This is a genomic window from Anaerosporomusa subterranea (assembly GCF_001611555.1).
In the GTDB taxonomy this organism is placed as follows: Bacteria; Bacillota; Negativicutes; order Sporomusales; family Acetonemataceae; genus Anaerosporomusa; species Anaerosporomusa subterranea.
Window position 1 is genome coordinate 335,378 of record NZ_LSGP01000001.1, and the last position, 25,277, is coordinate 360,654.

The window sequence follows — 25,277 nt, forward strand, 5'->3', positions numbered from 1 at the left end:
AGTTACCATACTTTTCCCTGGAGGTTTCACCGATGGAGCATACTGATATTGCCGCTAGGCGTTGGTTGGTGTTTGCGGTAACCGCTGTCGGCACATTTATGTCTACTCTAGACAGTAGTATTGTGAATGTAGCCATGCCGACTCTAGCTGCTGAACTATCAGCAAGTATAGATTTGGCGCAATGGGTGGTCACTGCGTATCTGTTGGCAATTACCAGTCTGCTACTGCCTTTCGGCAGACTAGGCGATATGATTGGACGGAGGAAGGTATACTCTTTTGGTTTCTTAATCTTCACAGCAGGATCAGCGCTGTGCGCAGTCTCTGCCGGAATAGTCCAGCTGATTGCAGCGCGAGTAACTCAGGCCGTTGGGGCAGCAATGCTGATGGCCAATGCACCGGCGATCATTACATTGGCGTTTCCGCCGGAAGGGCGGGGGCAAGCGCTTGGCATGAGTGGAACCGTGGTCGCACTAGGCTCAATGACTGGACCGGCGCTAGGCGGCATACTTGTTGGCGCATTTGGCTGGGAATCGGTTTTTACGATTAATCTTCCTATCGGCTTGGCAGGGGCGGTGTTTGCCTGGATGCTGCTGCCGGATGAAGCAGGCAAACATAGCGAACCGTTTGACAGTGTTGGCGCTGGGCTATTTGGCTTAGCGATGACCGCGCTGTTGCTTTCAGTCAGTTTGGGTCAAAGCAGGGGCTGGCTCTCACTAACGATTTCCGGCGGGTTGACATTTGCAGTTATTGCATTTTGGTTATTCATTACCCATCAACGTAAAACAGATTATCCGATGCTTGACCTCTCATTATTCAAACGCTGGCCGTTTTCTACCGGCATTCTGTCTGGAATGCTTTCATTTATGGCAGGATTTTCGAATGTCTTTTTGTTACCATTCTTTTTAGATTCCGTACTTTCGCTCAGTCCCTCATTAATCGGCCTACTGCTGACTCCGTTTCCTTTGGTCATGGCGTTAAGCGCTCCGGTCAGCGGGCGATTGTCTGAGAGAGCCAATCCGGCAGTTCTAACCACGGTCGGCTTACTGGTGCTTACCGCTGGTCTTTGGTTACAAGCCGGACTAACAGAACAGTCGTCTATTTGGCAAGTTGCCATTGGACAGGCTCTTCTTGGTCTAGGTAATGGGATTTTTCAATCGCCGAATAACAACAGTGTGATGAGTTCAGTCCCTCGCAATAAGGTCGGCGTGGCGGGCGGGATCAATGCGCTTGTGCGTAATTTAGGCATGGTGTTGGGAATTGCCATCGCTGTGACTATTTTTGAGTCTGTACGGCAAGGAATGCTGCATCAAGGTGACCAGGCATCGATCATTGCCGGTTATCGGGCGGCCCTATTAACCGGATCATTGTTTTCATTATCTGGCGCGGCTTTGTCTGTTAGCCGCAACCGTGGCCAGACTAGACATAGTGAATAAATTGAGGTGTTGAAAATGGATGATTTATCACGGTTTTTTGTCTGCGATGACGCAAGGGAAGAACTCTGCATTGAAGTCAAGCCTGACCCCTGCGGAGTAGTGATTTTTGGCGCGTCCGGCGATTTAACTCATCGAAAATTGGTTCCCGCCTTATTTGAACAATTTCAGCGCCGTTTATTGCCAGAAACCTTCTTTATCCTTGGCTGCGCCCGCAGCGAGCTTGACGATCAGGTGTTTCGAGACAGCTTCCGCCAGTATCTATTGAGCCGAGAGGTAACCGCCGGAGCGGCGGAAGAGTTCCTCAAGCATGTATATTATCTTTCTGGCAGTTATGAAGATAACGCGTTATACAAGCGACTATCTGAGCGGTTGACTGAGCTGTCTGAACAGGAGTGGACAGCAGGTAACTGTCTCTACTATCTGGCTACTCCGCCCAGTTTATATACAACAATTGTGTCAGGTCTGGGGCTGGCCGGTCTTACCAGCCAAGAGTCGGGGCGCTGGGCGCGAGTGGTTGTGGAAAAGCCTTTTGGACATGATCTGGCCAGCAGTCGCAAGCTGGATAGTGCTCTGCATCAATGGCTGAGTGAAGAGCAGATTTATCGGATTGATCACTATCTCGGTAAGGAAACTGTACAAAACATTTTTATTCTTCGCTTTGCTAATGCGATTTTTGAACCCATATGGAATCGGCGCTATATTGACCATGTGCAAATCACCGTGGCTGAAACATTGGGGGTAGAAAACCGGGCCGGTTATTACGAGCAGGCGGGTGCGTTACGGGATATGTTCCAAAATCATATGCTGGAAATGTTGTCCTTAGTGGCCATGGAACCACCGGCTACGTTCGAGGCAGACCGCCATCGCGATGAGAAGGTTAAACTCCTGCGCTCGATTCGGCCATTCTCAGACAATGGGCTGGGCGATTGGCTGGTGCGGGGCCAGTATGCAGCAGGAGCAGCGCAAGAACAGCCACTGCCTGCGTATCGTCAGGAGAAAGGCGTTAATGCTGAGTCACAAACTGAGACCTATGTCGCTATGAAGGTAATGGTTGATAACTGGCGCTGGCAGGGGGTTCCGTTTTATCTGCGTTCAGGCAAACGGTTGGCGAAACAAGTTAGCGAAATTGCGATAACCTTTAAATCTGTGCCGCATTCCATGTTTGGCAAGATCGCTCCCGAGCGCTTACAACCGAATGTTTTGACCCTGAAAATTCAACCAGAAGAAGGCATTGCCCTCACCATGGAAGCCAAACGCCCTGGGCCGCGCATGTGTATGAGCAGTCTGACGCTAAACTTCTCTTACCGGGACGCCTTTGGCGAGCGTTCAAGCAACGCCTACGAACGGCTGTTACTTGATTGCATGGTTGGCGATCAAACGCTGTTTGTTCGCCACGACGGCGCCGAATTGGCCTGGACAGTACTAGAGCCTGTGATTAACAATTGGCAGACTTCGGTTGACAATTGCCCATTAGAGTTCTATGAGGCAGGTGGAGATGGACCGCAAGGAGCTGATCGATTGCTGACAAATGACGGGAGGAGGTGGAGGCCGCTGTGAGCGTGGATTACCACATAGTCGGCGACGGAAACGAATTGGCTGCTTGTGCCGCCGAATTGTTTACTACGGTTACCCAAAAAGCGGTGGCAGATAGGGGCGCTTGCATGTTGGCGCTGTCTGGCGGAAAAACACCAAAGCTGCTGTTTGAAAAGCTAGGTCAGCCACAATTTGAGAGCTTGCCTTGGCAACGCATCTCTCTGTTTTGGGGTGATGAGCGATTTGTACCGGAAGGGCATGCTGATTCGAATTATCGCATGACCCGGGAAGCTTTGCTCGAGCGTTTGTCGGTCAAACCGGCGGCAATTTGCCCAGTGAACACTAGTCTTCCGTCCGCCGAGGCAGCGGCAGAGTCTTATGCGACGACTATCTGTGAGATTTTTCCTGATTCTGCAATAGAGAACGGCTGGCCTATTTTTGACTGTATCCTGCTGGGGTTAGGAACAGACGGACATACCGCCTCCTTATTTCCCGGCGATCTTACTATAAACGAAAAAATCAGCTGGACAGCAGTTGGCCGGGCGCCGGATAACAGTCAGCGGATTACCTTGACCTTGCCTGTCCTTAATGCGGCTCGCCAAGTGATTTTCCTTGTGTCTGGGTCGGAGAAGGCGGCTGTTGTCGCTGCTATTGCCAGGGGCCAGGCAAAAAACCTGCCTGCGGCAATGGTGAAAACGAAAAAAGTGACTTGGTTGTTGGATGCGGCAGCGGCATCCACGCTCGTATCTCGGTAACAGCGTAATTAAGGCAAATAAGTAAGGAGCCCGAGGGCTCCTTACTTATTTGCCATTAAATGTTATATGGATATCCAGTAACTCTGGCTGATTTCCTGTCCGTATCGGGGGGCCCCAAGTGCCATAACCGCATGAGACAATTACCTGCAAAGAGTCTTTTTTTAGATAGCCCCAGTCGATCTCGAAGATGGCGGAAGTAATCAAATGATTCGGGTACATTTGTCCGCGATGGGTATGTCCGGATAACTGCAGGTCGACTCCTTGCAGCCTGGACTCATCAAGATCGAGCGGCTGATGGTCGAGTAGAAGCACCGGCATAGCGGGATTGATACCGGCTAAAATTGAGGATAGTGGCGCGCGCGATCCGCCGGCGTAGCGGTTGCGGGAGCGTTCGTCACGGCCTGCGACAACTAAACTGTCGTTAATGATAACCTTGGAATCACGCAGAACCTTGACTCCAGCCTGTTCAAGTGCGGCAATAATACCGTCTTGTTCACCACCGATATATTCATGGTTGCCTAATACCGCATACACACCAAGCGGCGGGTTTAAGCGGCGCAAAACAGCCCCCATATTCTGAGCTATAAAAGGCTGCAATTCTGCTTCAATGATATCGCCAGGCAATAATACAATGTCAGGCTGTAATTGATTGATTGACTCAACTAGCTCTTCCAGCCGGTCAGCGCCGATAATGTCTCCTAAATGAATGTCAGATACTGCGACTGCGTGTAGATTTGTCAGGTTTCCCGCATTTTTAGCGATGGTGATATCATATCGGTTAATGATAGTGTGGCGGGCGTTCCAAAAACCATAGGCAAGAATGCAAGTTAGCAGGATCAAAACCGTCACGCCAGTCCACTCAGGATGCTGTTTCAAAGTCATAGGCAGGAGGGGGATAGCCCGGTCCAGCAAACGGATGATGTCGACCAATAAAACCAGCAAGAACCCATAATAGATAACAGCCATCCAGAATACTCCTGCATATGTTAGCAGTGTGGTAATCGTTTCCGGCAGCCATTTCGCGCCTGCTCGTGAGGCAAAATAAGACAAAGCGAAAAACGTTAGTGTCAGCCAATAGAGCTGCGCTGAGCCGTCTGGCAGAAGCTGACCGAGAGCCTGCCAACCGCGCCAACCAATATAGAGATTAGCCGCCCCATAGATGACGAAAAAAATAACAAAGAAAGAATACACAGGAATATCGATCATCCTTTCTTTCGTATACAAAGGGGAAATCATCGCTATCGAGAATATGGTAATAATAATACCATATTAGGGAAAGAAAAGGGAGTGACTTTTCCGTGCCTATGTACTCTTAGCTGCTACAGGCTTGCTTATAGTGGGCGTGCAAGATCGACGAGCTGAACTGAATTCGTCCGTCTGTAACTGTTGCGTCAATATCCTGTCCGGTCTTACCGTTTGCTATCCTTGGAAACACACTTACCATCTTGATCCTGATTTAAATTTCATCATTGATATATTCTGTATTTTTTGCTATTGTATTGTTGACATATTTTTAAGTTCAGCAATCGGTTGCTAAAGGAGAATAAAATGGAAATAAAGGCTCTTAAAAAGTTAAAACTCTATGGCTTTAATAACCTAACTAAGACGCTGAGCTTTAACATGTATGACATTTGCTATGCAAAAAGCCCACAACACGGTCAGGAATATATCGCATATATTGATGAGGAATATAATGCCCAGCGGCTCACTGATATCCTGAATGAAGTAGCGAATATTATCGGTGCGAATGTTTTAAATATCGCCAAGCAAGATTATGACCCGCAAGGCGCCAGCGTGACGATGCTGATATCAGAGGGGCCGATCGAATGCCATGGTGATAATGAGGATACCACTGTCTGCCGAGAGGTTCATTCTGATGCCGTTGTCGCTCATTTAGATAAAAGTCATATTACCGTTCACACCTATCCGGAAACCCATCCAGATAAAGGTATCAGTACCTTTCGTGCCGATATTGACGTATCCACCTGTGGCCACATTTCGCCGCTAAAGGCGCTAAATTTCCTGATCTCAAGCTTCAGCGCCGATATCGCGATTGTTGATTATCGAGTGAGAGGCTTTACCCGCGATGTTGATGGCAAGAAATATTTCATCGATCACAAGATTAACTCTATACAAAATTACATCGCTAGCGACACCCGTGACATGTATCAAATGATTGATGTTAATGTGTATCAGGAAAATATCTTCCATACCAAGATGCTGCTTAAGGAGTTCGATTTGGACAACTACTTGTTCGGCACAGCCAAGAAAGAACTGCTGCCTGGCGAAAAGAAGAAGATCAAGCAACGGTTAAAGAAAGAGATGCTCGAGATTTTCTCCGGCAAGAATATCCCCAAGGTCAGCATAAAGTAGAAAAGGAACCGCTTTCGTGCGCGAAAGCGGTTCCTTCTTTTTCAACGTATTAGAAAGTTTAAGTTCGCGAAGAGGACGAGGTTACGTTTTCCACGGAGGTCGCGGAGGATACACGGAGTACACAGAGGCAATGGTATCCAGTTTGCCAGCTTTGCTGGCCCCCAAAAACGTAACTCTCCGTGCCCTCCGTGGAACGGTACTCCGTGCTTCTCTAAAGAATGCCTCAGCGGTTTTTCTTAAGCAATCCCTTTTTCGGCTTCCTTGACCAACCGCTTAAATAATTCCAGCATAACCGGATACGAATCAACCAACATTTCCGGGTGCCATTGCACTCCGAGTAGAAAGGCCTTTCCCGGCTTCTCGATCGCCTCAATTATGCCGTCGCGCGTCCTTGCGGTTACGATAAAGCCGGCAGCGACGTCTTTAACAGCCTGGTGATGAAAACTGTTGACAGGCATAGTGGTTGTACCGAGTATGTCGTATAGCAGGCTGCCGGAGACAATGTCAACAGTATGACCGGCAAAGTCGCAGCGAGAGCTTTGGGAATGCTTTAGGGAACAGTTCGCTGCCTGGCTATGAATATCCTGATACAGGTTACCGCCAAAGGCAACATTCAGGACTTGTATGCCACGGCAGATGCCAAGTATTGGTTTGCCTGACTGATAGGCCAATTGGGTCAGCATAATCTCATATTCATCTCTGTCAGCGAGGACAAAATCTAATTTTGCATCAGGTTCTTCGTCGAATAGCAGCGGGTTAATGTCGCCACCGCCAGAAAGAATCACTCCATCGACTCGTTGCAGCTGATCAGCCATATCTGCATTACTGCTCAATGTCGGCAGTAGAACTGGTATGCCGCCAGCCTTCTCCACAGAATGAAGATAGCTCTGATTAACATAGACGCGCTCCATACCGGGAAAGGCTCCGCTTTCAGAGAAAAGTGAGTTAGTGGTAATACCAATGACCGGCTTGTGCATAATACCCTCCCAGAATTGCGCTTTTCTCTTCTGCTTGTTGAAAAACCTTCTCAGACCGTTCAGAAATGTCCAGATGTTGTTGCCTATGAGACTGTGAGCGACTTGACTCACATAGGTAAAATAGCATCACTAGGCAGCACCCAAAATCAAGTGGCCGTTACCTATCAACTGTAACCGGATGATACATTTGAGACAGGTACGCAAGCAATGGATTTTGGGTGCTAACAACGCAGATGGGTGTTTATCAACGGTCGGGCTCTTGCTGGCGAACCGGTGCTTTGGTAAGACGCCAAAGATGGAACATCAATATCAGAAAGACAATGCCTGCGCCAAAAATAATGATGGTGATCGGTATTGCCGCCCAAGTCATCATGGTATAGATGCCTGTCGCAAGTAACATGCAAGTATTCTCGGCAAAGTTCTGAACAGCGATGCCGCGACCCGCGCCAATGCTGGACTCGCCCACACTTTCATTCAGGGTATTCACAGGGACAATATACATTCCGCTAAGAATGCCGCTTGCTAACATCAAGACGAGAGTTAACGGCAGCGAAGTAGTGACAGCCATGATCAGCATCATCACGCCAATTGCAGCGCCAAACCAAATGGCGCGGCGATAGGTTTTAATTGACACAACATGTGGTGCTGCGAAGGCGCCAATTGCGATGCCGACTCCAATCAGGGCGACTAACATGCTGACAGGAGTATTTCCTGTCAGGCCTAAGGCTAAGGGAGCCCAAATAAAAATTGCTAACCGCAGTATCGAAGTCACTGACCAAAAATAGGCAGAACCTAATACGGAAAAGCGGCCTGCCTGGTTAGAGAAAAAGAACTGGAGATCGCCAAAGAAGCTAGCGCCTGCATGGGCGTACGGGACTTGACAAGTTGTGGTGTTGTTCGGTATCTGCAAGTTGAGGAGAATCGATAATCCGTATATCGCCACCCCGACCAGAGCGGCCATTTCCACAGACTGATCAGATAACCAACCACCAGCCACTGAGCCGCCAAGAACCGCGATAATCGTTGTGCTCTCGAGCCACCCATTGGCCTGCATCAACTCTTTTTCGGAGGATGTCAGACAGGGTAAAATGCCGTATTTACCCGGACTGTAGATAACTGAACCTAAACCAAAGCAAAGATAGCTAAGGGCTGGGTTGACTGATAACAGCATGAGAATGGGCGCGGCAAGCTTTACCAGATTGCCGGTCAACAACGCACGGGCTTTGGGGACACTATCTGCATACAAGCCTACCCAGGGGGAAGCAAGTATATAGGATAGCAGATACATGCTCTGGACCATTGATAGGTAATATGACGGGTAATGGTCCCTTAGGATGATCGCCTGCGCAATAAACAATAGCATGTTGTCAACGAAAGCGGAAAGAAATTGGGTTGTCAGTAAGGCACGCAACGGTGTGAGGAGTTTTGGCAAAAGAGATCCACCCTTCAAAAAATGCTGTATATTCGACTACTTGATCTATTAGAGTAGTTCTGATTCATCGCCGTTATTCCCTCTTTTTTGCGTCTTTTCGCTATTTGAAGTTTTGCGGCTAGTACTTTTAACGCGTGTTGCTGTGTAGCATCTTGACCAGCTGAGCAGCGTCACCGTTAATTGTCTGCTAAAACTAATATCTTTTGCCAGTTGTCTACAGAAACTGGCATGACTGACAGTCTCGACTGCGTGACAAGCTCCCAGTCAGCAAAAGCTTGGCTTGTTTTGATTTCCTTCAAGGTAACCGGGCGGGTTAACCATCGCTTAGGGATGAACTCCACGACAATAAATCGGGAGTCATCTGATTCGGGGTCAGGGTACGGGAGAGAGACAACTTCTGCTATGCCGACGATCGCTTTCTCTTTGCCAGTATGATAGATGAAGACCATGTCACCGGGTTGCATCTGCCGCATGTGACGCAGCGCGACGAAATTGCGCACTCCATTCCATCTGTCTTTGCCCAGTCGTTCTAGATCCGCATAGCTAAAGGTATCAGGTTCAGTTTTCGCCAGCCAATAAGCCATGATTTTCGCCTCCAAATAATCCAGATGCCGCATGCCACAGCATGTAGTTTTTTTAAGCCATAGAAATTAATAAATTCGCGAAGCGGAAGAGGTTACGGTTCCACAGAGGAAAGGAGGTCACACAGAGGTCACAGAGGAGTAGTATCTATTTTGCCAGCTATGATGGCCCCAAACTTTATCCCTCTGTGTCCTCTTTACCACTCTGTGCCCTCTGTGGAATGGTGCCCCGTACTCCCACGGCGCTTGTGCTAAAACGTTCTCCCCATGCCAGTAAAATCCTGCTATTTTGCAATAAGTATTGCTATTGACATTGCGTGGCAAGCTAGAAAAAAGGTGGTGTTTACGCTGGAACGATTGATTCAGCCTTTGCCGATTCGCATATTTCATTGGCTGATGGTAGTTGAGGTGACGATTTTAGTATTGACTGGATTGCTGTTTTATACAAACACTGACAAACTGCAGCTGCCGTTTCGCATAGTTCGCTTGCTGCATGGTACGGCTGGCGTCGCCCTGACGGCAAATTTGTTAGGCCACACATATTACTATATTGTCACCCGGCGCTATCGCGAGATTGTGTTGAATATAGCTGATTTTCATAATCTAAAGGCATTTCTTGCGTATTTTTTATTTTTACGGTCTGATCATCCAAATTTCGGACGCTATATCCCAGGCCAGAAGTTAATTTATGATTCCTGGGCGCTCGCTAGCTTATTGTCAGCTCTCGCAGGCTTTGTTCTTTTGTTTCCGTCAGAAAGTACTGCTCTGCAGTTCTGGCTGGGAGGGTTGCAGGCCTTGCGTTTGCTGAAATATGGAATTATGATCTGGTTTATTGTCACTGTACCAGTGCATATCTACCTGGTATTTACCGAAGATCCGGCTAAGCTGCAGGCGATATTCACCGGCTATGTAAAAGAAAGTGAATCTGAGCCATCTCTGCCGTTTACCGCAAAGGCAGCTGGAACAACCGTGAGCGGCAACTTCGGAGAAGTTAACAATGAAAAACCGTGATCCATGCCTTGGGCTCCGATCAACAGTAATAAATCACCTGGCCGGGTCGTCGCCTGGGCGGTAAGTATGGCCTCGCTCAGCGTATCTGTATAAAGATAGTTTACCTGAGACCGATCCAGCTCAGACAAGAAGGCGTTTTTCTCTTGATGGCTAACCTGATCGGCAAACGTTGTTTGATCATAACTGGCGGTAATGATCAGTGTAAACGGAAAATTGCGTTGCCAGCGCAGCAGGGTCAGTGCATTAGCGGAATTGATCGCCGGTCCGCGACAGCCTCGGATGGCATTTACAACAACCATTCGGTTATAACGGAATTGCCTGATTGTCTCGAAAACTGCGTCAATACTACCCGGGTTCAACGCCGTATCATCAATTACGATACACTCGTTATGCTCACATACTTTAAAACGCCGCTCAACTCCTCCAAACGACGCCAGGGCACGAGCGATGGCAGCAGGACTGACTCCTTGCAACAAAGCTGCAATCGATGCAAGCATAGCATTTTCTACATTGTGAAAACCGGGCGCAGACAGGCGCAGAGTTCTCAATGCCTGTTCATAAGCCTCTAAACCGTTAATTGGCCGATTAACCCGTAGCCGAAAGATACTGCCGCGGCGACTGGTTCGCAGCACTTGAATGCTAATGTCTGCTGCCATATTCACACCAGCGGTAATGATAGGACCGCCATAACTTTGTGCGATTGCCCGGCACTCCGGGTCAGCGGCGTTGATGATGAGCGGAGCGCCGGCCAAGAAGGAGGGGAAAAGCCGTTTAGCTGCGAGATAACTGGCAAAGTCACCATGAAAATCAAGATGATCTGGGCAAACGTTGGTTAAGATCCCGCAGGCGAACTTTACATGATCGACCCGATTAAGTTCCATACCCTGGGCAGATACTTCCATCGCTGCGTGAGTCACGCTTCGTTCTCGCATCTGCCGCAGAAAATGCTGCAAACTGATCGAATCCGGGGTAGTTAACTTGCTGGGCAATGAATAGCCGCCAAGATTTACGCTCACAGTGCCAATCATACCTGCACATAATCCGGCTGTGCGATACATTTGCTCAAGCATGGATACGACGGTGGTTTTGCCATTGGTGCCTGTTACTCCAACCAGAGATAGCTCTTTAGAGGGATGCTTGTAAAATTCTGACGCCAGCCAGGCGCAGGCAGCGCGCGCATTGGCAACATAATAGACCGGAATTCCTATATCGCTAAGCTTTTCGTTGGTGTCGGTTACAATGGCTGATGCGCCGCAGCGTGCAGCCTGACTGGCATACTTGTTGCCGTCGTCAGATCGACCGCGAATGGCGACAAAGATATCGCCTGGGCTGACATCTTCTGAGTGGCAGGTAATCCCGGTCGCAGTCTGGAGGATCTCTGCTAATTGATCCATTCTCTCACCTTCCTGCCGAAATAGCGATATATTTTATGACCTGTGAGCCTAATGGGTGACATTTTCTCGATAGGGAGACAAATATGAAACTAATACTAGTTTTGATCATTAGTCTCGCACTTAACGGCTGTTTCGCTAATCAGCCTGCACCAAAGCCGCTTAGCGTAAGTCCAACCGGCGTGACAGTAGAGGGAGTACCTGTCGGCGGACTAACTTCAGATCAACTCCAAGTCGCTTTAACTGAATTGGCACAACGGAAAAATACTTTTCCGCAGAATGCCGCTTTCGATTTAGAGGGGCGGGTTGTTCCTGAAAAAGTTGGTCAAATGCTAGATATTCAAGCAACGGCAGATCTTGTTAACGCTGCTCTGCCACATAGTGAAACGCCAGCAATTTATCAGCAGATCAGTCCAGCGATTACTGGCGGTACACTTGCAGCCGCAAAACGTATCGGCGGTTATGAGACTCCGATTATTGACAATCATCCAGATAGGGTGAAAAACATTGCGCTAACCGCTAGTCTGCTGAATAACACAATTATCGATCATGGTCAGGAGTTTTCCTTTAATGCATTAACCGGCGAACCCACTGTGGAGCGCGGCTTTCGCCGTGCCGGAGTTTTAAAAAACGGTCAAAAAGTGCAAGACATCGGCGGCGGTATGTGCCAAGTCTCTAGTACCATTTATAACGCTGCACTAGAGGCTGGGCTAAAAGTTACTGAGAGACACCCGCACTCCCAGCCTGTGAGCTACGTGCCTGAGGGGAGGGACGCGACCACTTTTACCGATAAAGATTTACGCTTCATGAATTCTACGCGCCAGTCCCTCATTTTGCGAGTCTTCATTGCTGGAAAAACAGTGAAGGCCGATATTTGGTCATTACCGCAATGAATCGTCACATTCCCTAACCCTCTGGGCTAAAACATTCTTAAGGATTCTTAACTTGCCTGTATAAAGAAAAAGTCTTCAAACCAAACTACTGTCGGAGGTGGGATCGTGCGCAGCAAAAATCAAACAACTATTGTACTCGTCGTTGCAATCGCTCTATTACTCATCGCAGGAATTTACACACTATTGCGCCCTCCTGCCCCTAAACCTGTACCCGAGACTCCGCCCCAGCAACAGCAAAAGCCACCAACTCCGCCGGACAAGCAGCCAGAGACGCCGCAACCGATTCAGGGAGTACCGCTTTTGGATATTTCTAAGTACAAGGTGGAACCAAACGTAACAGTTTGGCTGGCGGATAAAGGTCAGCGTGACAGTATGATGCTGGAAAAATATATTGAGGGCGTTATCGCGCAAGAGATGCAGCCAGACTGGCCGCTTGAAGCGCTTAAGGCACAGGCAATCGCCTCACGGACACTGACCTTGATCGCCATCGAAGCGGGGACCATCCGGCGTCTGCATCAAACCGATGTCTCGACCTCTAAGGAAGAACTTCAGGCCTATGCCCCGCAGAAAGTGAATGATACAGTGCGGGAAGCAGTCAGAGCAACCCGGGGGCAAGTTCTTCTCTATGCTGGAGGATTGGTTAATTCGATCTACAGTTCCTGTAACGGACAGATTGCAGCTACCAGAGAGGAAAGCTTTCCAACAGAAATTCCCCATGAAACTCCGTATTTTCAACCTGTTCAGGACAACTGCTTTGAGTATGCTCCAGCAAATATTCAAACCTGGACAGCTAAAATCCCGGCTTCTCAGGTGGCGTCAGCTATTGGCTATCAAGGCAATCCCGGCGACATCAGCATATTGCAGAAGGGGCCTTCAGGACGCATCTTATTTATTGGTGCGGGCGACAAGAAAGTGTACGGTTCAGATTTCCGCCGCGCCGTTGGTTATGATCGGCTAAAGTCCACGCTGGTAACAGAAATGCGGTATGCCGACGGAGACTTTCACTTTAAGGGCCTAGGTTGGGGTAACGGCGTCGGTCTCTGTCAATGGGGCGCGTACACTTTTGCTCAGCAAGGTAAGAAAGCGGAAGAAATTATAAAACATTATTACCAGGGAGTTGAAATTAAAACACTCTGGCAGTAGCGAAAAAACAAAAACATTTCGCCAGTCAGGCGAAATGTTTTTATTTTAGCAGGTGTTTCGACAACTTCGGCGAAATATACTCTGATTTCGACAGCAACTAATGTTGGCAACCTGGCATGATTCGGCTATAATATATTGGTGTATCAGGAGAATGCGATGGAAGATGTTATCGTTACAGTGATCGGAACCCAGCAAGGATTAGATGACGATCAAAATACGATCGAGCTTATTGCCAAAGGTCATTGCCAGCAAAAAGGCGAGATAACTTACATAACCTATAAGGAAGAGTTATCAGGGCTGGAAGGCACCACGACTTTGCTGAAGTTATATTCAGATCATGTATATTTAGTGAGGATGGGCCCATACGAGCAAAAACTGGAATTTGTTCCCGGGCGTAAAACATATAGCCTATATGTCACTCCCTATGGTAGCATGAAGCTAGGCGTTTTGACGCGTGACTTATCGCGTGATATTGTCAGTACCGAAAATCCGATTGATGGACAAACCATTCTGATCAGCTACGAATTGGAAGTTGAAGGGAAATGGCAGAGCTCCAATACCCTGAAAATCTCCTTTTCTAAGACTTGATCAAGTGAGAGGAAGAACACGATGGATATGAAAACCTTGCTTTGCGAAGCTGTGCTCGCGGCTGCAGAGTCTGCTAAACGAGAAGGCGTGTTTTCGCTTGATACGATGCCGCCAGTGCAGTTCGAAGAACCGCCGCAGAAAGAGTTTGGCGATTATGCCACAAACTTTGCCATGCAGGCAGCAAAAGCTGCTAAGACCAATCCTCGGGCCCTAGCTCAAGCCATTTCTGACCGCATTCAGGCACCTTGGCTGGAGAAAGTGGAGATTGCCGGTCCAGGATTCATGAACTTTTACCTAAAACCAGATTGGTTGTATGAAATGCTGGATCGTATCCTCAAAGCAGGCGACAAGTGGGGAAGTCTGACTGCCACTGTCCCCAAAAAAATTCAAGTAGAGTTTGTCAGCGCCAATCCTACCGGGCCGCTGCATGTTGGCCACGGGCGAGGCGCCGCGCTGGGGAGCGCATTGGTGAATCTTTTACGCGCTGCGGGACACTTGGTTGAGGCTGAATTTTACATCAATGATGCGGGCAATCAGATTGATAATTTGGCAGCATCAGTTAACGCCAGATATTTAGAACTATTGGGAAAACCCTTTCAGTTTCCTGAAGACGGCTATCATGGCCAGGACATTGTGCAAACAGCGCAGCGGATTATTGACCACAATGGTGACCGCTACCTAGCAGTAGAAGATTCTGAGCGATTGGCTTTATTCAAAGAACTTGCTTTAACAGAAAAGCTGGCTGCGCTTAGAGAAGATCTAGAAGCCTTTAAGGTAATGTTTGATGTCTGGTACTCTGAACGCAGCTTACACCAGCGCAACGCTATCAACGATACCTGCGACATGCTGACAGAAAAGGGTTATATGTATCGGCATGATGGTGCATTGTGGCTGAAGTCGACTGCCTATGACGATGATAAAGACCGGGTTGTTATCCGCGATAACGGCGTGCCTACCTACTTGGCCGCAGATATTGCCTATCATCGGGATAAGTTAGAACGCGGCTTTGATACGATCATCAATATCTGGGGCGCTGATCATCATGGCTATATTCCGCGTGTAAAAGCAGCTATCGCCGCCATGGGCTATGACCCGCAGCGATTAGAAGTGCTGATTTTGCAAATGGTTAGCCTCTTCCAGAACGGCGAACTGGTGAAGATGTCCAAACGTACTGGTCAGGGTGTAACTTTGACTGAACTGATGGAAGAAGTCGGCGTTGATGCTGCTCGTTTCTTCTTCATTATGCGCTCAGCCGACAGCCAACTGGACTTTGATCTTGATTTGGCGAAGTCGCGAACCAATGAGAACCCGGTATACTATATTCAATACGCTCATGCGCGTATTGCCAGCATTTTTCGCCAAGCAGAAGAAGCAGGTATCGATACCGGTGCAGCACTTCAGGCTGTCAGCACTGCTTCTCTGTCAGTTTTAAATCAGCCAGCAGAGATTGATCTAATTAAAAAAATGGGGAGTTATCCCGGGGAAATAGCCGACGCAGCCAGAGAACGCGCACCCCACCGGATCGCGCGATTTGCTCATGAATTAGCCGGATTATTTCATACCTTCTATAATCAATGCCGGATCATCGGTGTTGAACCTGAAATTCAAACTGCTCGTCTGGCACTGGTTGCAGCGGTGCAGTCCACTGTTCGCCATGCGTTGGCTATACTCGGCGTTACGGCGCCTGACAAGATGTAACAATGGTTTCGTAGTTTAATATTTCGCGGAGGTATTATATGTCTAAGGAACTCAGATCAGAGGCTGATATTGCCTATCGGATTTTGCGACAGGCTGGCAGCCCGATTCATTTTCGTGATTTGATCAATCAGGTGCTCGCCGAGAAGGGAGGCCCCATTTATTCGCGGGGGCATGCCATGGCGGAAGTTCATACCCAAGTTAATATCGATAGCCGATTTTTTCATGTAGGTAAAGGCGCGTGGGGATTGGTCGAATGGACGCCGCAGCGGGTTTCCGGGCGTGCGACTGAAGAAACGGCAGATAAGTCCTTTCAGTCTAATTTGCGTAGGGAGAAGCTGTTAGAGGAAATTCAGCAAGATTATGTCAAGCTGCCGACCGAGCCGGAAGACATTGATGATAATTCCTGACACGACAGACATCAAGCGAAGAGAAAGCCGGCATGAGCTGGTTATAGGAGGAGCAAATGGCTAAGTATATTTTTGTCACAGGCGGGGTTGTATCCTCGCTTGGAAAAGGAATCACCGCAGCGTCGTTAGGCCGGTTGTTAAAGAGCCGAGGTCTACAGGTTACCATTCAGAAATTCGACCCGTATATCAATGTTGACCCTGGTACAATGAGCCCTTATCAGCATGGCGAGGTGTTCGTCACTGAGGATGGCGGCGAGACAGATCTCGACTTGGGACATTATGAGCGCTTCATTGACATCAATTTAAGCAAGAGTTCTAGTGTAACTGCAGGCAAGGTATATTTGTCTGTCATCACTAAAGAGCGTAAGGGCGATTATCTTGGCGGTACTGTTCAAGTTATTCCTCATATTACGAATGAGATCAAGGAACGAATTTACCGAGTCGGCAAAGAAGACAACGCTGATGTCGTTATTACGGAAATTGGCGGAACTGTTGGCGATATCGAAAGTCTGCCTTTTTTAGAGGCGATTCGTCAAGTTAGAAAAGAGGTTGGTCGCGAAGACACTCTTTATATTCATGTTACTCTCGTTCCGTATATCACCGCAGCCGGCGAGTTGAAAACCAAGCCGACTCAGCATAGTGTTAAAGAATTGCGCAGCATCGGTATTCAACCGGATATTATTGTTTGCCGTACAGAACAGGAAATCTCTTCCGACATGAAGGACAAGATCGCCTTATTCTGCGATATCGATGCGGAGGCAGTCATTCAAAACAGAAATGCTGCCAGCATTTATCAAGTGCCGCTGATGCTTGCTGAGCAGGGCTTAGACCGTATTGCATTGGAAAAGCTGGGACTTAAAGATGGTCCTTCAGATATCTCCGGCTGGCGTGAAATGGTCAATAAAATCATGAACCCCTCGACAGCGGTAACCATCGCGATTGTCGGCAAATATGTAGCTCTGCAGGATGCCTACCTCAGCGTGTCTGAGGCTTTGCGCCATGCCGGCATAGCTAATTCGGCGGCCATCAACATCAAATGGGTTAATGCCGAAGAAATTGAAGGCGCACAAGACATGGAGCCATTTTTCCACGATGTAGACGGTATCTTGGTACCGGGTGGCTTTGGCGATCGCGGCATAGAAGGAAAAATTGCTGCGATCCAATATGCACGTGAACACAAAATTCCGTTTTTCGGACTGTGCCTAGGCATGCAATGCGCCGTTATCGAATTTGCGCGTCATGTCTGTGGTCTGGAGGGGGCGAACAGCAGTGAATTTGCTCCTGAGTCTACCTATCCGGTTATCGATTTAATGCTAGATCAAGCAAATGTAGTTGATAAAGGCGGCACAATGCGCCTAGGGGTTTATCCCTGCAAGGTGATGGAAGACACTCTCACCTGTAAAGCCTACCAGGAAGAAGTCATTTATGAACGTCATCGCCACCGTTTTGAGTTCAATAATGCGTTCCGTCAGCAACTGACTGACGCTGGCTTGGTGATCGGTGGTACCTTGCCCAATGGACGGTTAGTTGAAATTGTGGAACTGCGCGACCACCCCTGGTTTGTCGGAACGCAATTCCATCCTGAGTTTAAATCGCGGCCGACCAACCCTCACCCGCTATTTCGTGATTTCGTAAAGGCAGCACTGGCTTGCCGCCAAGCTAGATAATTTAAAGACGGCTCAGCCGTTATTAGCACTTCGGACTGTTGGTTTGCCAACAGTCCGAAGTGCTAATAGGCGTAAAATGAGGAGGGGATAGGATGTATAAAAAAGCTGTCATTGTCGTTATCCTCGTTCTGATCGTTGTCTCCTTAGTCGGACTAGTCCTCGTATCCAGTGAGCGAAGATCAGCGTCTGGCGAGGGTAAAATCGCATTAATATATGTCGACGGAGTAATCATGGGCGGCCGTGGGCAGACTTCCGTTTTTGGTGAAACCGGTGGAACTGACGCACTAATGAAGGAATTGCGTGAAGCGAGGGATGATGAATCGATTCGTGCAGTCGTGCTCAGGATTAATAGCCCTGGCGGCAGCGCCCCCGCTTCACAAGAAGTCGGCGAGGAAATTAAGCGACTGCGGCAGTCAGGGAAACCTGTGGTGACCTCGATGGGAGACGTCGCTGCTTCCGGTGGTTATTGGCTGGCCGCCGTTACTGACAAGATTTATGCTAATCCTGCTACCTTGACTGGTAGTATTGGCGTATACATACCCTATACGAATTGGGAAGAACTGTTTAAGAAAATAGGGGTTCACTCTGAAAAAATAAAGAGTGGGCCATACAAAGACATTTTATCCCCAGATCGTAGCCTTACCGCAGAAGAACGGGCGATTATTCAAACGATGGTAGATGATCTATACGAACAATTTATCACCGTTGTCGCTGAAGGACGCCACCTAGATAAAGAAACGGTGAGAAAGTTGGCTGATGGACGAATATATACCGGCAATCAGGCAAAGGCAGCAGGCCTTGTCGACGAATTAGGCAATCTCTACGATGCGCTTGACGCTGCCAGACAATTAGCCGGTATTCATGGCAAGGCGTCTATCAAAGAATTCGGACGCGGCAATCCTTGGAGTACGCTGTTTAGCAGTCAATTGAATTGGCAGCAGAACCTGTTAAGACAGGTGGAAGGAACGTTTACTCCACTGGCGATTTCACCGCTACGGCAGGTGGAATAATGGCTGTTGTCAGAGAGGCCAGTTCCATTTGGGAAACTTGGTATGATGTACTGTTTAATCCTGCTGATGCAATGAAGACAGTGGCCGCAGAGCAACGAAAAACTAGGGCATTACTCAGCTTGATAATTGGGATCATGCCGTTATGGGCGGCGTACTTCGCCATTAACGGACAAATCACCGAGCTGTCTGGTGCGATCATGGGACTCCATATTCTGGGTGAGGCTATCATCTGGGTTTGTGGCACAGCGCTGCTGCACATGGCATCTGCTCTTCTCGGTGGACGTGGCGAGGCGACTGGACTTTTATGCACTTTAGGTTATGTTGTTTTGCCACAGCTTTTTCTCATCCCGATCATCGCGATTGCCCAGTGTCTGCCTGCAGGATTTAGTGTCTTTACGATTGCCGCCGGGCTAGCGGTTTTAGCACTTTGGTCTTTTAGTCTTAAAGTGTTGGCCATACGGAGTTGCTACGGCTTTACAGCAGCTAAGTCGCTGTTAGTGCTATTGTCGCCATTACTCGTCTTGCTGACAGGAGTAGCCATGACAACCCTGTTGCTTGGCATTTCTGCTTTGACGATGGTTTTTTAAACTACCACTAAGTATATTCTTAATAAGCGCAGAGACACTAGGGAAAGATATTTTTATGATGCCAAAAAATGCAGACAGAGATTTAGCAAAAACTGCAAGGATGGCAAAAATTCTGAATTGCGGCAAACAAACCTACAAAAAAACTGATAAAACCCATTTTTTACCATTATGCTAGCAGGAAATTCGCTATGGAGTCCGAATAGGTTAGAATAGTTGCACTACTTCCCGTCCGGATGTATAACGAAGTAGGCTTTAGTAAAAAGCAATACCGATATGGAGTGATCGAAATTGTCGCTTTTACAGGCAACCATACTAATCGTTGACGACCAACCCGGGATTAGAAGGCTGTTGACAGAAGTGTTATCTGAAAACGGGTACACTGTTGAAACAGCTGCAAATGGTTATGAGGGACTGCAAAAAGCCAAAGAGTTGAAACCTGAATTGGTACTGATGGATATGAAAATGCCTGGAATGGATGGTATTGAAACGCTACGTGAACTGAGACGGTTGGGTCAGTGTCCCAAGGTTGTTATGATGACAGCTTATGGGGAACTTGACATGATTAATGAGGCGAAAGAACTGGGGGCGATTGCCTATATCACCAAACCGTTTGATATTGTTTCGCTATGTCAGTTAATACAAGACAATGTCAGAGATGATTCGCTATTGCATTTGCGGATTGGCTAATTAGCGAATCGATCGGGTTCTCTACTGCCCATCGGCAGGAATTTCATTGCCGCTGGCGAATGTGTCTTATGGGAAGGAGGGCAGGCTTATGGTAATTTACACCAGTGCCGCTCTTGCGCTTTACTGTTCGCATTGCGGTAAAATTCATACCCATAATATCTGCCGTTTCTCGCTGAACGCCTGCAATCAGACTGAATTGCGTTGTAGCTGCGGACATATGCAGGCCAAGATATCCCCTGCCCGAAAAGACCAATTTTTTCTGACGATTTATTGCGAACTATGCCGCAAAAATCATGTGTTGTGCGTCAACTTTACACATTCGGGCGCATCCGAATTGCGCAAGCTTTATTGTGCGAACAATAACCTTGAATTAGGATTTGTCGGCAAGCGTCAGTTGATCGAGCAAACCTTAGAACGACACAGATATGCGGTCAATCGTGCCCTGCCTGACCAGTCTGGAACAGATAATGAAAATTCACAAGTTTTATTGGATGTCTTAAATCGCGTTCATGACATTGCCGAAAGCGGCGGCGTTCGTTGTAACTGTGGCAGTGCAGCAATTCGGGCCGAAGTACTGGCTTCTTGTATCGAGTTACGTTGCCAGACCTGCGGCGCTAGTGTGGCGCTTGCTGCCCGCAATGACATGGATTTGGCTCGCTTAGATGAAGTGAAAAATATTGAGCTGTCATTATCTTGTCATTCTCGGCAAACCTATTAACCAGGAAATAGAATGGAGGGGTATTTGTGAAGCTCTTTATCGATAGCGCAAATATCGCTGAAGTCAAAGACGCTTATGCTCTTGGCATTATTGCAGGGGTAACGACAAACCCATCCCTGATCGCTAAGGAAAAGCAGGAGATTAAAGCGGTTGTAAAAGAGATCGCCCGTATTGTTCCTGGTCCTGTCAGTGCTGAAGTAATTAGTGACACATATGAGTTAATGCTTCCAGAAGCCCGTGAATTGGCCAAGCTGGCTGACAATATCGTGGTTAAAGTGCCTATCAATGTACAGGGGCTAAAGACAGTCAGCGCGCTTCGATCCGAAGGAATCAAGACCAACGTTACATTGATCTTCTCAGCCAACCAAGCGTTGCTGGCAGCTCGCGCTGGTGCTTCCTTCGTCAGCCCGTTTATTGGCCGATTGGATGATATTAGCGAAGATGGTACACAACTGATAAAGGATATTGCCGATATTTTCTCTATCCATGACATCGAATCCGAAATTATTGCTGCCAGTATCAGACATCCGCTCCATGTGACTCATGCGGCTCTGGCTGGTGCGCATATTGCAACAATTCCTTACAAAGTGTTGCTGTCACTGTTGGCGCATCCGCTAACTGATGCGGGGATTAAACGATTCTATGACGATTGGAAAAACGCCAACAGTTAATCATAATTTCAAGAATTACTTTAGAGGTGAACAATGAATATAGATCGCGAACTAGCAATGGAATTTGTCCGGGTTACAGAAGCCGCTGCTATCGCCTGTGGCCGCTGGATGGGCAAAGGAGATAAAATCGCCGCTGACCAAGCTGCCGTTGATGCAATGAGAACAATGTTTGACAGTGTAAACATTAGCGGAACAGTAGTGATTGGTGAAGGTGAAATGGATGAAGCGCCGATGCTCTACATCGGTGAGCAAGTTGGCGCTGGCGGCTTCGAAGTCGATATCGCGGTAGACCCGCTAGAAGGCACAAACCTCGTGGCAAAAGGTTTGCCAGGCGCAATCGCTGTCTTGGCAATTGCACCCAAAGGTGGTTTATTGCACGCTCCTGATATGTACATGGATAAGATCGCCGTTGGCCCGAAAGCTGCAGGGAAAGTCCATATTGACGCTCCTGTCAAAGAGAATCTTAAGGCAGTAGCGTCTGCGCTGGAGCGTAGAGTTGAAGACTTGACTGTCGTTATTCTGGATCGTCCACGCCACGCTAGCATTATTCAGGAAGTTCGTGATGCAGGAGCCAGGATAAAATTGATTACAGACGGTGACGTTTCGCCGGCCATCAACGTGGGTATTGAAGGCACTGGCGTACATATGATGCTGGGTATTGGCGGCGCGCCGGAAGGTGTACTTGCCGCTGCCGCGCTTAAGTGCCTGGGCGGCGATATGCAAGGTAAGCTGTGGCCGGAGAACGACGCGGATACTACCCGTGCGCAAAAAATGGGTATTACCGATATCAATAAGATTTTAACAATTAATGACTTAGTAAGTGGCAAGGATGTTATTTTTGCCGCTACAGCGATCACCCAGGGTGATTTGTTGAATCCGATCCGGTACTTTGGCGGCGGAGTACGCAGCCATTCGATTGTCATGAGACACAGCTCAGGTACTGTCCGCTTTATTGACGCAATTCATACCTATGACCGAACCCCGCTATTCATTAAACGGGCTTAGGGATCTTTAGGTCGAAGGATCAAAACTGCATAGCAAAACAGCCTCAGGTGAATGCTAGAACGAGCAACAACCTGAGGCTGTTTTTTTACTGTTTCGACTGATGTATAGCTCGGGTTCGAAAAGGAAATAATTAGTAAGGGAGTAGGCGAATGAGACTGCAAATGGCGTATGTTATCGCTTGTTTGACGGCAGGCACCAGTTTTCTGCTTAACCGGGCGTTGGTGAAGCTAATTGGCGCTCAAACGATAATCACGCTAAGCCCGGTGATAGAAGAAATGCTGAAAACCCTATTCCCGTATGCGTTTGACGCAGATATCTTCGTTACCCATGTAGTCTTCGGTTTGATCGAGGCGATCTATGACTGGGTACAAACCCGGGGCCGCATTGCAGCCCTATTAAGTATTGGCGGCCATGGTCTGTTTGGCCTTGCAACAGTGCTCACAGCCCAGGCGGCAGGGGTGTATATCGGCTTGGCCGCCGGTATTGTTACTCACTTGCTTTGGAACACCATAATGGTTAGATTTCCGCTCCGCAGCGCTGAATGAGGAGGTAGTCAATGCGTTTAGACTATGTATGTTCCCAGTGCGGGTCTGGTATTGATGAAATTTTTGTCCAGGAACTTGACGAGATTGCGTTTGGCTTTGATTGTCTGAACGATGCAGAAAGGCAAGAACTATTGACCTTTGATCCGGATAGCAATACTCTGACTGTCAAAACCCTGTGCGATTACTGTATAGCTGAAATGAAGCTTGATTTGTCCGCGCCCACTGCTAAGGTGCATTGGCTGCACTAACATACGGTGCAGAGGATACTACAAAAGCGCAAGTGGCTGGCAACTGCAGCAGTCATTCACAACAACCAAAGCAACAGTAATTTGGCTTGAATAAACAAAAAAAGAGCGGTCACCGCTCTTTTTTGTTTTAAATAGTTTCATTTGAGACCAAACCTGACTGCATGAATATTTTGCTGTTGTTGCAGTCGCTTAGAGGGCGGCTTTTACCAGCTCCACCGCTTGCATTGGTACATAAACCTTACCAAGCTTTGCAGTGAATATGGTCAAACCCTCCATTTGCTTGGTTCTCTGATCAATGATTATCGTGTTTGTGCTGAAGGGAAGTTCAGCGCGAACATTACCTTTTGTGACAACAAGACGTGGGTTTTCCTTATTCGATTGATCGATTTCTGTCTTAGCGCCAATGGCGGCAAACGCTTTATCGGCTTCAACAAATAATCGCTTGGTCGTGCTGGCAAGCTCAACTCCCAATCCTTTTGCGCTTATTTTAGCAATATCGGTATTCTCGATCGTCCCTTTAGGGGCGCCAGGTCCAAAACCATACATAAACAAGTCTTCACCCGTATGACCGTTCGTCGTCCAGCCGATCACCGATCGCTTTGAGATCATCGGGCCAACGGCATAGTTCATTTCGCCTTTTTTGGCTTTTTGCATGGTTGTGATTTCATCAGTCGTCAAGTCGGCGATCCCAAAATATTTTTCCATGATATCCCGGATATTAGCTTCAGAACGGTTACCTGCCAACATCTTTTCAATGCCTTCACCGGTCAGCATGGCTTTGCGCAGCGGTGAGACTAGGGCGCTATATGGCAGAGTATCATAATTTTTATCGGTGGATTTATTGCCAAGACTCATACCGCCATTGCCATGATCAGAGAAGGCCAGAACCAGAGTGTTACCATCTTTCTTGGCAAAATCCAATGCCGTCTTGACTGCATCGTCAAAAGCTAAGACATCACTGATTACACCCACAGGATCGTTCGCATGAGAAGCCCAGTCGACTTTGCTTCCTTCAACGAATAGGAAGAAGCCTTTATCATTCTTGGCGAGGATATCGATCGCTTTTTGCGTCATCTCAGCCAGTGAAGGCTCCTGTGGCTGAAGCTGTACGCGGTCAAAATCGTAAGCCATGGCATCTTCAGCAAACATACCCCAGACTTTTTTATTCTTTACCGCCAGCAGTTGTTCACGAGTTTCCACAAAATCATAACCTCGGGACTTCAGCACTTCAATCAGATTTTCACCATCTGTGCGTACACCGCCTTGACTCTTTGGCAACAGATATTGCTTACCGCCGCCAAACACTACATCAATGTTCAAATTAACCTGTTGTTCAGCAATATCATTGTAGTCGCCGCGATTGTGATTATGCGACGAATAGCCTGCTGGACTGGCATGCTGGATATTCGATGTAGCAATCAAGCCAGTCGATTTCCCTGCCAGTTTAGCCCCCTCCAACACGGAAGCAACCGGCTGATACTTCAATTCTTCGGCGAATGCTACGTCAGGCATACCTGCTCTAACTGGCAAAACGCCGATAAACTTGGAATTCGATTTGTTGCCTGTGGCGAATGCGGTTGAAGCCGGAGCGGAGTCGGTAATCAGCGATTCAGCACTATAGGTGCGAACCGAGCCGACGACGATTTCCTCCATAGCAAGCGGCTTACCTTTATACCAACGGGACACGGTGGTATGGGTCGCGCCAGAACCATCAACCATCAGGACGATTACGTTTTTCGGTTTAGGCGCAGCCAGCGCCGGCGTCGGGAGGAACTGAGCCGCAACCGTCACCAACAGCAAAAGAATGACCAGATGTCTGCCAAATAACTTGTTCAATGCAAATACCTCCTTAATGTAACCTATTTAATGCCTGTTTTTATTTTGCCAGATAATGGTCTGGAGGGTGTTACGGTTCGGTTAAGAT

General features: G+C 48.0%; 25 protein-coding genes. 19 read left to right on the forward strand and 6 right to left on the reverse strand.

Translation table 11 applies throughout. The features are described 5' to 3' along the window. Positions 1-32 precede the first annotated feature (32 nt). The 3 genes from AXX12_RS01400 to pgl are packed head-to-tail and all read left to right on the forward strand — an operon-like array spanning position 33 to position 3,721. Positions 33-1,433: an MFS transporter gene (locus AXX12_RS01400; RefSeq protein ID WP_066237070.1), complete on the forward strand. Its 1,401-nt coding sequence runs from the start codon at positions 33-35 to the stop codon at positions 1,431-1,433. A 15-nt stretch (positions 1,434-1,448) separates the two neighbouring features. Continuing rightward, positions 1,449-2,990: a glucose-6-phosphate dehydrogenase gene (zwf, locus tag AXX12_RS01405; protein ID WP_082816632.1), complete on the forward strand. Its 1,542-nt coding sequence runs from the start codon at positions 1,449-1,451 to the stop codon at positions 2,988-2,990. Positions 2,991-2,992: 2 nt separating this feature from the next. Next, entirely contained in the window at positions 2,993-3,721 is a 729-nt protein-coding gene (gene pgl, locus AXX12_RS01410) for a 6-phosphogluconolactonase (protein ID WP_066237288.1), read from the forward strand. A 45-nt stretch (positions 3,722-3,766) separates the two neighbouring features. Here pgl and AXX12_RS01415 read toward each other — a convergent pair whose 3' ends face one another. Continuing rightward, complete coding sequence (locus AXX12_RS01415; RefSeq protein ID WP_231881739.1) at positions 3,767-4,945, reverse strand: metallophosphoesterase; 1,179 nt, start codon at positions 4,943-4,945, stop codon at positions 3,767-3,769. Between the two features lie 324 nt (positions 4,946-5,269). Here AXX12_RS01415 and speD point away from each other — a divergent pair, with 324 nt between their 5' ends. Next, the gene (speD, locus tag AXX12_RS01420) at positions 5,270-6,094 is read left to right on the forward strand and encodes an adenosylmethionine decarboxylase (RefSeq protein WP_066237077.1); all 825 of its coding nucleotides are present in this window, start codon (positions 5,270-5,272) and stop codon (positions 6,092-6,094) included. A gap of 236 nt (positions 6,095-6,330) precedes the next feature. Here the strand turns inward: speD and AXX12_RS01425 are convergent, their stop codons facing one another. From AXX12_RS01425 to AXX12_RS01435, 3 genes are all read right to left on the reverse strand, one after another. After that, entirely contained in the window at positions 6,331-7,071 is a 741-nt protein-coding gene (locus tag AXX12_RS01425) for a gamma-glutamyl-gamma-aminobutyrate hydrolase family protein (protein ID WP_066237080.1), read from the reverse strand. Between the two features lie 244 nt (positions 7,072-7,315). After that, positions 7,316-8,503, reverse strand: a complete 1,188-nt coding sequence (gene lplT / locus AXX12_RS01430; protein WP_066237082.1) for a lysophospholipid transporter LplT — start codon at positions 8,501-8,503, stop codon at positions 7,316-7,318. Positions 8,504-8,679: 176 nt separating this feature from the next. After that, the gene (locus AXX12_RS01435; RefSeq protein WP_066237084.1) at positions 8,680-9,087 is read right to left on the reverse strand and encodes an EVE domain-containing protein; all 408 of its coding nucleotides are present in this window, start codon (positions 9,085-9,087) and stop codon (positions 8,680-8,682) included. Between the two features lie 264 nt (positions 9,088-9,351). Here AXX12_RS01435 and AXX12_RS18635 point away from each other — a divergent pair, with 264 nt between their 5' ends. Then, entirely contained in the window at positions 9,352-10,095 is a 744-nt protein-coding gene (locus AXX12_RS18635; RefSeq protein ID WP_074431315.1) for a cytochrome b/b6 domain-containing protein, read from the forward strand. Here the strand turns inward: AXX12_RS18635 and AXX12_RS01440 are convergent. Further along, a complete protein-coding gene (locus tag AXX12_RS01440; RefSeq protein ID WP_066237087.1) occupies positions 9,990-11,489 on the reverse strand; it encodes a Mur ligase family protein in 1,500 nt (499 codons plus the stop codon). The two genes, AXX12_RS18635 and AXX12_RS01440, sit on opposite strands and share 106 nt — an antisense overlap. A gap of 83 nt (positions 11,490-11,572) precedes the next feature. Between AXX12_RS01440 and AXX12_RS01445 the strand changes: the two genes are divergently transcribed. From AXX12_RS01445 to AXX12_RS01510, 14 genes are all read left to right on the forward strand, one after another. After that, the gene (locus AXX12_RS01445) at positions 11,573-12,379 is read left to right on the forward strand and encodes a VanW family protein (RefSeq protein WP_066237090.1); all 807 of its coding nucleotides are present in this window, start codon (positions 11,573-11,575) and stop codon (positions 12,377-12,379) included. A gap of 105 nt (positions 12,380-12,484) precedes the next feature. Continuing rightward, positions 12,485-13,522 carry a SpoIID/LytB domain-containing protein gene (locus AXX12_RS01450; protein ID WP_156478565.1) on the forward strand — a complete coding sequence of 346 codons (1,038 nt, stop codon included), beginning with the start codon at positions 12,485-12,487 and terminating at the stop codon, positions 13,520-13,522. A 156-nt stretch (positions 13,523-13,678) separates the two neighbouring features. After that, on the forward strand, positions 13,679-14,110 hold the full coding sequence (locus tag AXX12_RS01455) for a YwiB family protein (protein ID WP_066237093.1): 432 nt from the start codon (positions 13,679-13,681) through the stop codon (positions 14,108-14,110). A gap of 21 nt (positions 14,111-14,131) precedes the next feature. After that, complete coding sequence (gene argS / locus AXX12_RS01460) at positions 14,132-15,808, forward strand: arginine--tRNA ligase (protein ID WP_066237096.1); 1,677 nt, start codon at positions 14,132-14,134, stop codon at positions 15,806-15,808. A 38-nt stretch (positions 15,809-15,846) separates the two neighbouring features. After that, positions 15,847-16,215: a DNA-directed RNA polymerase subunit delta gene (gene rpoE, locus AXX12_RS01465; protein ID WP_066237098.1), complete on the forward strand. Its 369-nt coding sequence runs from the start codon at positions 15,847-15,849 to the stop codon at positions 16,213-16,215. Between the two features lie 56 nt (positions 16,216-16,271). Then, positions 16,272-17,882 (forward strand): CTP synthase, encoded by a 1,611-nt coding sequence (locus tag AXX12_RS01470; protein WP_066237101.1) that lies wholly within the window; start codon positions 16,272-16,274, stop codon positions 17,880-17,882. Between the two features lie 92 nt (positions 17,883-17,974). Continuing rightward, positions 17,975-18,892 carry a signal peptide peptidase SppA gene (gene sppA / locus AXX12_RS01475; protein ID WP_066237104.1) on the forward strand — a complete coding sequence of 306 codons (918 nt, stop codon included), beginning with the start codon at positions 17,975-17,977 and terminating at the stop codon, positions 18,890-18,892. Further along, positions 18,892-19,479, forward strand: a complete 588-nt coding sequence (locus tag AXX12_RS01480; RefSeq protein ID WP_066237106.1) for a YIP1 family protein — start codon at positions 18,892-18,894, stop codon at positions 19,477-19,479. Before sppA ends, AXX12_RS01480 begins: the two co-directional genes overlap by 1 nt. A 288-nt stretch (positions 19,480-19,767) precedes the next feature. Continuing rightward, positions 19,768-20,166 (forward strand): response regulator, encoded by a 399-nt coding sequence (locus tag AXX12_RS01485; RefSeq protein WP_066237110.1) that lies wholly within the window; start codon positions 19,768-19,770, stop codon positions 20,164-20,166. Positions 20,167-20,254: 88 nt separating this feature from the next. After that, on the forward strand, positions 20,255-20,884 hold the full coding sequence (locus AXX12_RS01490; protein ID WP_066237113.1) for a hypothetical protein: 630 nt from the start codon (positions 20,255-20,257) through the stop codon (positions 20,882-20,884). Positions 20,885-20,910: 26 nt separating this feature from the next. Next, the gene (gene fsa / locus AXX12_RS01495; RefSeq protein ID WP_066237116.1) at positions 20,911-21,555 is read left to right on the forward strand and encodes a fructose-6-phosphate aldolase; all 645 of its coding nucleotides are present in this window, start codon (positions 20,911-20,913) and stop codon (positions 21,553-21,555) included. A 39-nt stretch (positions 21,556-21,594) separates the two neighbouring features. Continuing rightward, a complete protein-coding gene (gene glpX / locus AXX12_RS01500; RefSeq protein WP_066237297.1) occupies positions 21,595-22,560 on the forward strand; it encodes a class II fructose-bisphosphatase in 966 nt (321 codons plus the stop codon). Between the two features lie 149 nt (positions 22,561-22,709). Then, positions 22,710-23,105 carry a hypothetical protein gene (locus AXX12_RS01505; RefSeq protein WP_231881740.1) on the forward strand — a complete coding sequence of 132 codons (396 nt, stop codon included), beginning with the start codon at positions 22,710-22,712 and terminating at the stop codon, positions 23,103-23,105. 11 nt (positions 23,106-23,116) lie between these two features. Further along, positions 23,117-23,353: an anti-sigma-F factor Fin gene (locus AXX12_RS01510; protein ID WP_066237120.1), complete on the forward strand. Its 237-nt coding sequence runs from the start codon at positions 23,117-23,119 to the stop codon at positions 23,351-23,353. Between the two features lie 189 nt (positions 23,354-23,542). Here AXX12_RS01510 and AXX12_RS01515 read toward each other — a convergent pair whose 3' ends face one another. Beyond that, on the reverse strand, positions 23,543-25,189 hold the full coding sequence (locus tag AXX12_RS01515; RefSeq protein WP_082816636.1) for an alkaline phosphatase: 1,647 nt from the start codon (positions 25,187-25,189) through the stop codon (positions 23,543-23,545). Between the last annotated feature and the right edge of the window lie 88 nt (positions 25,190-25,277).

Bases quoted from the DNA above. Each gene is read 5' to 3' on its own strand.
- AXX12_RS01400 (WP_066237070.1), top strand. From the start codon at position 33: ATGGAGCATACTGATATTGCCGCTAGGCGTTGGTTGGTGTTTGCGGTA.
- zwf (WP_082816632.1), top strand. From the start codon at position 1,449: ATGGATGATTTATCACGGTTTTTTGTCTGCGATGACGCAAGGGAAGAA.
- speD (WP_066237077.1), top strand. From the start codon at position 5,270: ATGGAAATAAAGGCTCTTAAAAAGTTAAAACTCTATGGCTTTAATAAC.
- AXX12_RS01425 (WP_066237080.1), bottom strand. From the start codon at position 7,071: ATGCACAAGCCGGTCATTGGTATTACCACTAACTCACTTTTCTCTGAA.
- AXX12_RS01435 (WP_066237084.1), bottom strand. From the start codon at position 9,087: ATGGCTTATTGGCTGGCGAAAACTGAACCTGATACCTTTAGCTATGCG.
- AXX12_RS18635 (WP_074431315.1), top strand. From the start codon at position 9,352: ATGCCAGTAAAATCCTGCTATTTTGCAATAAGTATTGCTATTGACATT.
- AXX12_RS01440 (WP_066237087.1), bottom strand. From the start codon at position 11,489: ATGGATCAATTAGCAGAGATCCTCCAGACTGCGACCGGGATTACCTGC.
- AXX12_RS01445 (WP_066237090.1), top strand. From the start codon at position 11,573: ATGAAACTAATACTAGTTTTGATCATTAGTCTCGCACTTAACGGCTGT.
- AXX12_RS01455 (WP_066237093.1), top strand. From the start codon at position 13,679: ATGGAAGATGTTATCGTTACAGTGATCGGAACCCAGCAAGGATTAGAT.
- argS (WP_066237096.1), top strand. From the start codon at position 14,132: ATGGATATGAAAACCTTGCTTTGCGAAGCTGTGCTCGCGGCTGCAGAG.
- rpoE (WP_066237098.1), top strand. From the start codon at position 15,847: ATGTCTAAGGAACTCAGATCAGAGGCTGATATTGCCTATCGGATTTTG.
- AXX12_RS01470 (WP_066237101.1), top strand. From the start codon at position 16,272: ATGGCTAAGTATATTTTTGTCACAGGCGGGGTTGTATCCTCGCTTGGA.
- sppA (WP_066237104.1), top strand. From the start codon at position 17,975: ATGTATAAAAAAGCTGTCATTGTCGTTATCCTCGTTCTGATCGTTGTC.
- AXX12_RS01480 (WP_066237106.1), top strand. From the start codon at position 18,892: ATGGCTGTTGTCAGAGAGGCCAGTTCCATTTGGGAAACTTGGTATGAT.
- AXX12_RS01490 (WP_066237113.1), top strand. From the start codon at position 20,255: ATGGTAATTTACACCAGTGCCGCTCTTGCGCTTTACTGTTCGCATTGC.
- AXX12_RS01505 (WP_231881740.1), top strand. From the start codon at position 22,710: ATGAGACTGCAAATGGCGTATGTTATCGCTTGTTTGACGGCAGGCACC.
- AXX12_RS01510 (WP_066237120.1), top strand. From the start codon at position 23,117: ATGCGTTTAGACTATGTATGTTCCCAGTGCGGGTCTGGTATTGATGAA.